The 691-nt window shown below is 78.7% G+C and carries 1 protein-coding gene; it reads left to right on the top strand.

The window, feature by feature from the left end:
• On the top strand, positions 1 to 496 hold a 496-nt coding region (locus tag FOE67_RS27675; protein ID WP_182667544.1), incomplete at its 5' end, for an RsiG family protein.
• Between the last annotated feature and the right edge of the window lie 195 nt (positions 497 to 691).

Raw genomic sequence — 691 nt, forward strand, 5'->3', positions numbered from 1 at the left:
CCCCGATCCGCGCGAGCTGGGGCTGGGCGAACTGCGCGCGCTCCGTCGCCGGGCCCACCGGGAGGAGGCCGACCTCAGCTACGTGCGGCGGCTGCTGCACGGTCGGATCGACATCCTGCGCGCCGAACGGCGTCGACGGAACCGCCCCGAGGAACCGCTGCTGGACCGGCTCGCGCAGATCCTCACCGACCCGCCCACCGACCGCCGCATCGCCCGTCGGCACCTGGCGGTCTCCACCCCCGCCGGCGAGGAGTACCGCGAACTCGCCGAACGACTCCTCGCCGAGGTCGAGCTCTCCGACCTCGGCGCGCGCACCGACGACGAACTGCGCGCCGCCCTGGGCCGGCTCACCCGCTACGAGGCCCGGGTCTCCCACCGGCGGCAGGTCCTCCAGCGCATGGCGGACGGCTGCGGGGCCGAGATCGCCCGCAGGTACCGTGAGGGGGAGGCGCGGATCGACGATCTGCTCGCCCCGCCCCCGCACGACCCCGTGTGACGCCACCGGTTCCGGCGCCGGTTCCGCGCGCGGCCCGCCCCACCGGCGGGCCCGTCCGGTCCGCGCCGCGACACCCGCCGTACCACCGGACCCCCGCCCGCCCCGGCGCGCGGGGGTCCGGCGCGGTCGGCGGCGGAGGCGAGCCGGATTCGGCGCGGGGACGGGGCCGGCCCCGGGAACCCCGGGTGTCCGGCC

Origin of the sequence: Streptomyces calidiresistens (assembly GCF_014141525.1) — a bacterium.
Lineage (GTDB): Bacteria > Actinomycetota > Actinomycetes > Streptomycetales > Streptomycetaceae > Streptomyces > Streptomyces calidiresistens.